Raw genomic sequence first — 10,025 nt, 5'->3', positions numbered from 1 at the left:
CCCCCGACAGATCGTGAGGAAGACCCGATGACCAACCCGTTCGAGAACCCCGAAGGCCTCTACCGCGTACTCGTCAACGACGAGGGCCAGTACAGCCTGTGGCCCGACTTCGTCGACGTCCCGGCCGGCTGGACCGTCGTCCACGGCCCGGGCCCGCGCCGCGAGTGCCTGGACCACATCGAGACCAACTGGACGGACATGCGCCCCAAGAGCCTCGTGGAGTCCATGAAGCGGACGGGCTGACCCGGGCGATGCTCTGTACTCGACTGACGAACGCACGCTTCGTCACGATGGACCCCGCCCGTCCCGTGGCCCACGACCTCGGGATCTGGCGGGGCCGGATCGTGGGCCTGGACGAGGCGGTGACCTCGCTGCCGGCCCGCAGGGTGGTGGACCTCCAGGGCGCCACCGTGCTGCCCGGGTTCATCGACAGCCATGTCCACATGGCCTGGACCGGCTTCAAGGCCGGGACGCCGAGCATCGCCTCCTGCGACAGCGTGGAGCAGGTGCTCGACGCCGTGGCCGGAGCCGTGGCCCGAGTTCCCGAGGGCGGCTGGGCGCACCTCGCGGGGTACGACCAACGAGCCCTGGGGCGCCATCTGACCGCCGCGGAACTGGACAAGGCCGGCGACGGGCGCAAGGTGTTCCTGATGCACGACTCCGGACACGGCTGTGTGGTCAACACCGCCGTCCTGGACCTGCTGCCCGCCGAACTCCCGCACGAGGACGGCTTCCTCGCCGAGGCCGCGATGGGTGCCGCACGGGCCCTGTGCCTGCCCCGCTCCCAGGAGGACCTCGCGGACGCGATCGGGCGTGCCGCCCGGGGCTGCCTGGCCGAGGGAGTGACGGCCTGCGCCGAAGCCGGCATCGGAGGCGCCCTGTTCGGCCACAGCCCGGTCGAGCTGGGCGCCTACCAACTCGCCCGCGACACCGGCAGACTGCCCCTGAGGGTGCAGTTGATGGTGGCCGCGGACCGGTTGCACCCGGTCGCCGCCCACCCGGCCGACGGCATTCCACGTGCCCTGGACCTCGGCCTGCGCACCGGGTTCGGTGACGCGTGGCTGTCGGTCGGAGCCCTCAAGGTCTACACCGACGGCGGCATGATGGCGCGCACCGCCGCACTGGGCAGACCCTACGAAGGGCTCGACCACGCCGGTCAGTTGCAGGACGATCCCGAAGTGCTCGCGGAGGCGATCGTCGACGGGCACCTGGCCGGCTGGCAGCTCGCCGTCCACGCTATCGGGGACCGGGCGGTCGATGTCGCCCTCGACGCGCTGGAACGGGCCCAGCGCGTCCGGCCGCGCCCCGACGCGCGGCACCGCGTCGAACACGCCGGTCTCGTCCGGCCCGACCAACTGGCCCGGTTCGCACGGCTCGGCGTGCTCGCGGTCGTCCAGCCGAACTTCCTGCGCTCCTTCGGCGACGACTACGCCGCGATCATGGGCCTGGAGCGGGCCCCCTGGCTGTACCGGGGGAAAGGCTTCCTGGACCACGGCGTCACCCTGGTGGGCAGCTCGGACCGGCCCGTCACGGACGGATCCCCTTTGCGGGCCGTCCAGTTCATGGTCGAGCGGGCCTCCGGATCGGGCAACACGATCGGCCCCGACGAGGGCATCACCGTGGAGGAGGCGCTGCACGCCTACACGGTCGCCGGAGCCCACGCCTGCCACTGGGAGGACACCCTGGGCAGCCTGACCCCGGGGAAGCACGCCGACCTGGTCGTACTCGGCGACGATCCGCGAGACGTCGAGACCTCGGCCATCGGTGACATCGAGGTGGTCGCGACCTTCGTCGACGGCCGGGAGACCGAGGAGGCGACGCCGTGAACGCACGGACGGAGGGCACCGATCCCTACGCGGACCTGGCGGAGCCGTCACCGGACCCGCTGCGATGGGTGATCTGGAACACCACGCCGGAGGCCATGGTGTTCGACAGGGACGTCAACTGCCCCTGGCTGATCGACGACGAGGCGACCCTGCGCGAGGTCCTTGGCCGGATGCGCGCGGCGGGCGTACCCGAGAGCGACGGCTATCCGGGCCGCCGCTGCTCCTGAGGCGGACACGCCCTCCGGTCCTGCGCCGCGCCGCCGTGCAGCAACTCGCGCAGCAACTGGTCGGTGGCGCACACGACGCCGGTGCGGGCGACCCAGCGCAGTGCCATGGCGTGGTCCTCGGCGCTGAGGTCGGCGACCGCGTCGGCGACGACGAAGGGCTGGATGTCGTTCACGAAGGCGTCGGCCGCGGTCAGCAGGATGCCGAGATGGGCCCGTACTCCGCAGAGGATCAGCTGGTCGCGCCCGGTGGAACGCAGCAGCCGGCCGAGATGGCTGCGCAGGAACGCGTTGTGACGGGTGTTGATCAGGACGTCCTCACCCGTTCGGGGGGCGAGCTGTCCGACGATGCCGGCGGCGTCGGGCCCGGGCCCCCTGTCGGCGGGGCCCCAGATCCCGTTCGCCACCCCGGGCATGTCTGGTTCCCGCGGGGCGGGTTCGGCGCTGAACACGACCGGTGTGCCGAGTGTTCCGGCGAGTTCGCGCAGCGTGGAGATGTTGTCGATGAGTTCCACGACGGGAGAGCACTCCGCCGGGAAGGCGTCGACGAAGTGGTTCTGCACGTCGTGGATCAGCAGCGCCGCGCGGGACGGGTCGATCGCCGAGGGCGGCGGGGACACGGGGACCGCGGAGATGGCGGGCATCGGATACGAGGTGACGGCCGGCAGACCCATGGGAAGGTCTCCTCCCTGATCGAATGCGGGCCGGGCCAGGGGAGCGGACGCGCGTGGGCCTGAGGGACGACGTCCGACAACCCTGGGGGGTTGTCGGCGGGCCTCGCCGTCGGATCCGTGATCAGACCCAACACCGTTATGGAAAAGGCTAGTTGAGGCCGGGTCGAGTGGGTGGCCGGATGGACGCCGGACGGTACGCGGGGCGCGGCGCGGGACCGGCCACATCCTGTCTCCTTCGCCGATCGACAGTGCTGGCGGCCTCTGCCAGGGTGAGGTGATGCGGACACCCAGACAGGCGGCCAGAGTCGTGGTCCTCGACCCGACCGGAGCCGTCTTCATGTTCCGGTACGACAACGAGGAGGTCGGCGTCCACTGGGCCCTGCCGGGCGGCGGGATGGACCCGGGCGAGACGCCGCTCGAAGCGGTCGGGCGCGAGTTGCGCGAGGAGACCGGCTGGACGGACATCGAACTCGACGGCACGCTGCTCTGCCTGTGGGAACACGACTTCACCCGGGCCGGGGTGCCGGTCCGCCAGCACGAGCACATCTTCCTCGCGTACGGGCCCCGCCGGGACCTGACCGGTGAACTCGGCGCGGCCCATGCGGCGGACGGGATTCTCCGGGGGAGATGGTGGTCGCCCGACGACCTGGCGGACGCCGTGGAGCAGCTGTGGCCGCCGCAGCTCCCCGAACTGCTGGCCGCCGTCCGACGGGACGGGCCACCGGCGGCACCCGTCGACCTCGGCCTCGTCCCGGTCCGGCTCGCCGGCGAATCGCCCTGACCGCGAGCGACGAGGGACGAGGTGACCCTGGCGCGGGACGGCCCGCGTGCGTCCGTCGGCCGGAGCCCCGACGCCGGTCCGGCGCCGGCGTCACCGGCGGTCGCGCGGACCGTCAGTACACGTCACGCACGTACCGCTTCTCCGCGGCCAGTTGCTTGACGTACGCGGCGGCCCCCTCCGCGCTGAGGCCGCCGTGGGTGGTGGCGATGTCCCGCAGCGACCGGTCGACGTCCTTGGCCATGCGGGAGGCGTCCCCGCACACATAGAAGTGCGCTCCCTCCTGGAGCCAGGACCACAGCTGGGGGCCGTGCTCGCGCATCCGGTCCTGGACGTACACCTTGGCGCGCTGGTCGCGCGAGAAGGCGGTGTCCAGACGGCTGAGGGTGCCGTCGGCGAGGAACGCGGTCAGCTCGTCCTCGTAGTAGAAGTCGGTCGCCCGGTGCTGCTCGCCGAAGAACAGCCAGTTGGGCGCGCGATGGCCAAGGGCGCGGCGCTCGTGCAGGAAGCCGATGAAGGGCGCGATCCCGGTGCCGGGACCCACCATCACCATCGGCGTGGCCGGGTCGGCCGGCGGCCGGAACCGCGGGGCGGACCGGACGAAGACCGGCACCGGCGTCCCGGGGGCCGCGTCGGCGAGGAAGGGCGAGCAGACGCCCTGACGCGGCCGCCCGGCCGGGTTCTCGTACCGGACGACGGAGACCGTGAGCGAGACGAGATGGGGGTCGACGCGCGGGCTCGACGAGATGGAGTACAGGCGAGGCTGGAGCGGCTTGAGCACGTCGGCCCACTCCTGGGCGCTCACCCGCACGGGGTGTTCGGCGATCACGTCGACCGCCTGGCGGCCCCAGGACCACTTGGCCAGCTCGTCCTTGTTGTCGGGGCGCAGCAGCTTCTTCAGCGCACGGTCATGGGTGCGGTCGGCGACGAAGCGCAACAGGTCCGGGGTGACGCGGGTGATGTCCAGGCACTGGTGCAGGGCTTCGTGGAGCGGGACCCGCCCGGTGCCGTCCAGGTCCACCTCGGACAGGGCGTCGAGCCCGGTGGTGGCCAGCCACTCCGTGACCAGGTCCGGGGAGTTGACCGGCCGGACACCGAGGGCGTCCCCCGCCTCGTAGACGAGGGGCGTGGCACTGTCCCGGGTGTCGAAGGTGAAGCGGCGGACCTCCTTGCCCGCGCCGGGCAGGCTGAGCAACCGGTTGCCGGTGAGCCGGGTCGTGACGGGGGCGGGCTTGCCCGCCCGGGAAGGGGACACCGACGGCGGAGCGGGCGTCGGCGTCGGCGCGAACGCTGGCGCGGAGGGCGCCGCCGCCTGCGTGGTGTCGGTCAGCGAGGCGAGGACCTGGTCGAGCCAGGCCGTGGCCGAGGGCGTGTAGTCGGGTTCACAGTCCGTGCGCGGGGCCAGCCGTACGGCGCCCAGCTCGTCCAGACGCAGGTCGAGGCGGCGACCGTGGCCGCAGAAGTCGTCGTAGGAGGAGTCGCCGAACGCCAGGACCGCGTAGCGCACTCCCTCCAGCCGAGGCGTGTCGGCCGCGGCCAGGGCCTCCCAGAAGCCGGTGCCGTTGTCGGGGGCGTCACCGTCACCGAACGTGCTGGTGATCAGGAGGATGTCGGCCCCGTCGGGCAGTTCGCCCGGGTGGGCGTCGTCCATGTCGACGAGGGTGGTCCGGTGCCCGGTCGACGTGAGGCGGTCGGCGGCGGCCGCGGCGAACTCCTCGGCGTTGCCGGTCTGCGAGGCCCACAGGACGACGACCTCCCGGACGGAGGCGGCCGGCGCCGCGGCCGGGAGGGCCACCGCCGGGACGGCTCGGGAGTACATGCCCGCCAGGACGCCGTTCACCCACAAGGCGTGCGCGGGGCTGAACGGCGCGCCCGGCGGCAGCACCGGCACACCGGGAGCACCCGATTCGATCCCGGCGAGGAAGCCGACCAGGTACTGACGCTCGTGCTCCGCCAGCACCGGCGGTGGAGCGGGCTCGTACCCGAAGGCGCCCGCGGCCGCGGGCGGCGCGGTCGGCGGGTGCGGCACGGAGGGGGCAGGCGCCGTGGTGCCGGGGAGGGCCTCGGGGGCGGCCGGAGTCAGTGCCGCGACGGAGACCGGGGTCGCCACCTTCGTCAGTGACACCGCGCAGACCTTGAACTCGGGCTGGAACGAGAGGGGGTCGACCGCGTCGTTGGTGACGGCGTTGACACTGAGGTACTCGCCGAACAGGTCGTTCCAGTGGAAGGGCGCGAAGCAGCAGCCCGGCCGTACCCGGTCGGACACCACGGCGGGCAGCACGGCTCGCCCGCGCCGCGACGCGACCTCCACCGAGTCGCCGCCCGTGACACCGAGCGCGGCGGCGTCGTCCGGGTGCAGCTCCACGAACGGCCCGGGGTCGAGCCTGTTGAGCTTGGCGACCCTGCCGGTCTTGGTGAGGGTGTGCCACTGATGCTGCAGACGCCCGGTGTTGAGGACGTACGGGTAGTCGTCGTCCGGCATCTCGGCCGCGGGGAGGTGCGGACGGGCGTGGAAGACCGCCCGGCCGCTCGCCGTGGGGAAGACGGGACCGCCGCCGTCCTCGGCCACATAGCGGATCGGGTTGCGGTCGGGCCCGTCCTCGTCGGCGGCGGGCCACTGCACCGGGGTGGACCGCAGCCGTTCGTAGGTCACGCCCCGCAGGTCGTAGCCGGTCTTCGGGTTGTGGGCGCGCTTGATCTCCTCGAAGACGTCTTCCGCGCTGTCGTACGAGAAACCCCGTTCGTAGCCCATCGCGCGGGCGACGGCGGCGATGATCCGCCAGTCCGCCATCGCCTCCCCGGGCGGCTCCACCGCGGGCCGGGCGAGGGTGAGGTTGCGCTCGCTGTTGACGAGGACGCCCTCCGTCTCCGTCCACAGGGCGCCCGGCAGGACGACATCGGCGTACGCGTTCGTCTCGGTGTCCGCGAACACGTCCTGGGCGACGACGAACTCGGCCCGCTCCAGACCCTCGATGACGGTTCTCCGGTTGGCCACGGAGGCGACGGGATTGGTGCAGATGATCCAGCACGCCTTGATGTCCCCGTCCGCCATCTTCCGGAACATCTCGATCGTGCCCTGGCCGACGCCGTCCTCGCGGACCGTGCCCGGGGGCAGGTCCCACAGTTCCTCGACGAAGGCGCGTTCGTCGTCGACGAGCACCGACCGCTGGCCGGGCAGCCCCGGGCCCATGTAGCCCATCTCCCGGCCGCCCATGGCATTGGGCTGGCCGGTCAGCGAGAACGGACCGCTGCCGGTCCGGCAGATCGCACCCGTCGCCAGATGCAGGTTGACCAGCGCGTTGGTGTTCCAGGTGCCGTGCGTCGACTGGTTCAGGCCCATCGTCCAGCAGCTCATCCACTCCCCGGCCTCGCCGATGAGCCTGGCCGCCTCGCGGATGTCGTCCTCCGGGACACCGGTGATGTCGGCGACCGAGGCCGGCGGGTAGTCGGCGAGGAACTCCGGCATCGCCTCCCACCCCTCGGTGCGCGCGGCGATGAACCCGGCGTCGGTGTGCCCGTTCTCGTGCAACAGGTGCAACAGGCCGTTGAGCAGCGCCAGGTCCGTCCCGGGGCGGACCGGCAGGAACAGGTCCGCCTTGTCGGCGGTCGCGCTGCGCCGCGGGTCGACGACGATCAGCTTGGCGCCGCCCGACTTGACCCGGTCCATCATCCTGAGGAAGAGGACGGGGTGGCAGTCGGCCATGTTCGAGCCGATCACGAGGAAGACGTCGGCGTGCTCGAAGTCCTGGTACGAACCGGGCGGGCCGTCCGCGCCCAGCGACAGTTTGTATCCGGTGCCCGCGCTGGCCATGCACAGGCGGGAGTTCGACTCGATCTGGTTGGTCCGCACGAAGCCCTTGGCCAGTTTGTTCGCCAGGTACTGGGCCTCCAGGCTCATCTGCCCGGAGACGTAGAAGGCGAAGGCGTCCGGGCCGTGCTCGTCGATCACCGCTCGCAGCCGCCGGGCCGTCTCGGCGATCGCGGCGTCCACCGGGGCGGGTTCGGCCTGCGCCCCGCGTTCGGCGCGCACGAGGGCGGAGACCAGCCGCCCGGGGGCGGCGAGCATGTCCGCCGTGGTCGCGCCCTTGGTGCACAGGCGACCGAAGTTGGCGGGGTGCGCCTTGTCGCCGGACGCCTTGAGGACCGTACGCCGCCCGTCGGGGCCCATCTTGATGTCGAGGACCATCCCGCAGCCGACACCGCAGTACGAGCAGACCGTCCGCACCTGCTGGGTGGTCGTGGTCACGAGCGGGCCTCCGGATGATCGGTTCCTTGCTCCACCGACGCTACGAAGATCCCATTACGCGGCTGTCACACCGTGTGATCACACGGGGTTACGCGCTCCACACACCTGCGCTCGGCTGCTTGTGAGGAGGGGCGGGGCCCGGGAGGACCGGGTCGCCGCGTGCCGGGCCCGGACGGTTCCCGCCCCGGGCCGGCCGTCGTGCGACGGCCGGTCCGGCGCGGTCCGGTCCGGCGAGGCAGGTCCGCTCCGGTCCGGTCCGGGAGACCCGGGCCGGACCATTCCGGACCGTCAGTAGCCAAAACTCGTCGTGTACGCGCACTCGGTGTAGACGTAGCCCGACCGCAGTTTGGCGGTGTCCGAGGCCGGGGACGTCCCGGTTCCGGTCCCGGTCCGGGACTTGTGCACGAAGTACGTGGTGCCGACGGGCAGCCGGATCGTCTTCTGCGGGTAGCTCTTGCCGCTGCTGCACGGCTTGAAGAGGCTCGACGACGTCGTGCCGAGCGGGTACGAGGTGCAGCTCCCGCAGGCCTTGAGCGTGAAGCTGCCGGTGACCGGTCCCGTGAACAGGACCCTGATGTCGTCGGGGCTGTCGTTCTTGACCGTGACGGAGATGCTGCCGCCCGACGCCGTGGTCGGCAGTCGCTTGCCCGCCGCGGGCACCGTCTGCGCCACCTCCGCGGCGATGGCGATCTTCTGGGCGCGCGCCCGGTTCCGGTGGTGCGGGTTGTTCTTGGCGAAGGCGTTCATGCTGGTGACGGCGTCACTGAACTTCTTGTCCCGGTACTGGTCCACACCGCAGGCGTACGTGCCCGAACTCGCGCTCTTCGAGGCCCGGTCGGCGTCCTTGCCGAAGGTGTCGGCCAGGCCGGCCTTGTCGCCGGGCAGCCCGCGCACCTGGTCGCCGAGGCCCTCGAGCCGCTCGACGGCCGTACAGGGGTCGTCCCCACCGACGGACGTGACCGCCTTGTCGACCGCCGTCTTCACCGCGGGGCCCGTCCTCCCGGCCTGAGCGGACCTGGGGAACAGGGTGAGGAGCTCGCCGAACCCGGTGGTCCAGTCCCCGCTCCCGCTCCCGCCGCCGAGGCGGTCCGCCGCACACTCGTAGAGCGAGGTGGCCAGCCGGTCGTCGGGCCACTCGGTCAGGGACCCCAGCTGTTTCTCGTCCATCGTGCGCGGAACCGTTCGGAGGTACTTCAACGGCGCCACGGCGGCGCAGTAGTCCTTCTTCGTGTAGGGGGTGGCGACGGTGGCGTAGTAGGTCTTGAGCCGGTCGGGAACCTGGCGGGCGGCGCGTGAACCGGGGTGGTCGTCGCCCAGGGCCCCGTACACGCGCAGGGCGCGGCGATAGTCGGACTTCGCGGTGTCGAAGGACTGGTCGCCGGCCTTCTCCACCAGTTCGTCGGCCTGTTCGAGCCGGTCCAGGAGCATCTGCTCGGTGGCCTCGTCGCGCGCTCCGTCGTACAGGGCGACGCCTCCGGCGGGCACGGCCAGCAGGACGACGCCGAGCACGGCCGCGATCAGCGCGCTCGGCAGCAGGGCCAGCGGGGTTCGCAGGCCCACGGCGGCGCCGTGCGCGGCCGCGAGCACCAGGAAGATCAGGTAGAGCACGAGCGCCGCGCCCGGAACCCCGTCCGGATCGGCGGGCAGGGCCACCAGGAGCAGGAACGCCGTGGCGGCCCAGCACACCGCCGTCAGCCCCCAGCGCCGCACGACGGCGTAACCGAGTCCGAGACCCGAGAGGTTCAGCAGGGCCACCGCGACGGCCCGCCAGGGTTCGGCGGGAGCCGGTGGCGGAGAGGGCGGTGGTCCGGGCGGCATCGGTGGCACGACGAAGCCGCCATGAGCGTCATGGTGGTCCCAGGACATGACGGTTCCCCCCGTCAATCACGCCTGAAGTTCTGTGGCTTGTCAGAGTACGGTCAGTCGGCGATCGGCGACAGTGCCCTTTCCGAAGCGCTTGCGCCCCGCCTGTCACGCCGGGTGACTGACACCCCTGGCGCCTCGGCTGACGGCTCGGCCCGGGCGCCGGACCGGCCGAGGCCGTCGGGCCGGGCCCGCTCATCGCGCTCTGTGTCTCCTGGGAGCGTCCCGGCTGGTACGTCGTCTGGGTGCTGTTCGCGCTCACCGGGATGGCGGCGCCCCTCGCCGTCCGCCGGGCGGAAGGCCGGCGGCCCGGCCGAGATCCTCGCCCCGGCCTTGCCGCACCGTCCCAAGTCCCTTGCCCCGGGGCCTTGTGGGCCTCGGTGGGCCAGCCGTTCCGCCCCGGTGGGACGTCCT

Annotated in this window: 7 protein-coding genes; 4 read left to right on the top strand and 3 right to left on the bottom strand. The window is 72.2% G+C overall.

What is annotated here, in order from left to right; genetic code table 11:
* Positions 1-27 precede the first annotated feature (27 nt).
* From ACFYW7_RS25115 to ACFYW7_RS25105, 3 genes are read left to right on the top strand one after another with little or no spacing between them, the layout of a single operon-like run.
* Positions 28-243: an MbtH family protein gene (locus ACFYW7_RS25115; protein WP_389506054.1), complete on the top strand. Its 216-nt coding sequence runs from the start codon at positions 28-30 to the stop codon at positions 241-243.
* Positions 244-251: 8 nt separating this feature from the next.
* Positions 252-1,826 carry an amidohydrolase gene (locus ACFYW7_RS25110; protein WP_389506052.1) on the top strand — a complete coding sequence of 525 codons (1,575 nt, stop codon included), beginning with the start codon at positions 252-254 and terminating at the stop codon, positions 1,824-1,826.
* Complete coding sequence (locus ACFYW7_RS25105) at positions 1,823-2,053, top strand: hypothetical protein (protein ID WP_389506050.1); 231 nt, start codon at positions 1,823-1,825, stop codon at positions 2,051-2,053. The genes ACFYW7_RS25110 and ACFYW7_RS25105 overlap by 4 nt, the downstream gene beginning before the upstream one ends.
* Here ACFYW7_RS25105 and ACFYW7_RS25100 read toward each other — a convergent pair.
* Positions 2,029-2,724 carry an isochorismatase family protein gene (locus tag ACFYW7_RS25100; protein WP_389506048.1) on the bottom strand — a complete coding sequence of 232 codons (696 nt, stop codon included), beginning with the start codon at positions 2,722-2,724 and terminating at the stop codon, positions 2,029-2,031. The two genes, ACFYW7_RS25105 and ACFYW7_RS25100, sit on opposite strands and share 25 nt — an antisense overlap.
* 277 nt (positions 2,725-3,001) lie before the next feature.
* On the opposite strand from ACFYW7_RS25100, the gene ACFYW7_RS25095 reads away from it, so the two are divergent.
* Positions 3,002-3,505 carry an NUDIX hydrolase gene (locus tag ACFYW7_RS25095; RefSeq protein ID WP_389506046.1) on the top strand — a complete coding sequence of 168 codons (504 nt, stop codon included), beginning with the start codon at positions 3,002-3,004 and terminating at the stop codon, positions 3,503-3,505.
* A gap of 112 nt (positions 3,506-3,617) precedes the next feature.
* Here the strand turns inward: ACFYW7_RS25095 and ACFYW7_RS25090 are convergent, their stop codons facing one another.
* Positions 3,618-7,688 carry a molybdopterin-dependent oxidoreductase gene (locus tag ACFYW7_RS25090; RefSeq protein ID WP_389506455.1) on the bottom strand — a complete coding sequence of 1,357 codons (4,071 nt, stop codon included), beginning with the start codon at positions 7,686-7,688 and terminating at the stop codon, positions 3,618-3,620.
* 348 nt (positions 7,689-8,036) lie between these two features.
* The gene (locus tag ACFYW7_RS25085) at positions 8,037-9,614 is read right to left on the bottom strand and encodes a hypothetical protein (protein WP_389506044.1); all 1,578 of its coding nucleotides are present in this window, start codon (positions 9,612-9,614) and stop codon (positions 8,037-8,039) included.
* Between the last annotated feature and the right edge of the window lie 411 nt (positions 9,615-10,025).

It is taken from the genome of Streptomyces sp. NPDC002580, assembly GCF_042889485.1.
Lineage (GTDB): Bacteria > Actinomycetota > Actinomycetes > Streptomycetales > Streptomycetaceae > Streptomyces.
Note: the sequence above shows the minus strand (reverse complement) of the source record. Positions and strands in the feature narration are given on the sequence as shown.

What these genes read in the sequence shown, in the direction of transcription:
- ACFYW7_RS25090 (WP_389506455.1), bottom strand. Translation starts at nt 7,688, where the DNA reads ATGGTCCTCGACATCAAGATGGGCCCCGACGGGCGGCGTACGGTCCTC.
- ACFYW7_RS25115 (WP_389506054.1), top strand. Translation starts at nt 28, where the DNA reads ATGACCAACCCGTTCGAGAACCCCGAAGGCCTCTACCGCGTACTCGTC.
- ACFYW7_RS25095 (WP_389506046.1), top strand. Translation starts at nt 3,002, where the DNA reads ATGCGGACACCCAGACAGGCGGCCAGAGTCGTGGTCCTCGACCCGACC.
- ACFYW7_RS25100 (WP_389506048.1), bottom strand. Translation starts at nt 2,724, where the DNA reads ATGGGTCTGCCGGCCGTCACCTCGTATCCGATGCCCGCCATCTCCGCG.
- ACFYW7_RS25085 (WP_389506044.1), bottom strand. Translation starts at nt 9,614, where the DNA reads ATGTCCTGGGACCACCATGACGCTCATGGCGGCTTCGTCGTGCCACCG.
- ACFYW7_RS25110 (WP_389506052.1), top strand. Translation starts at nt 252, where the DNA reads ATGCTCTGTACTCGACTGACGAACGCACGCTTCGTCACGATGGACCCC.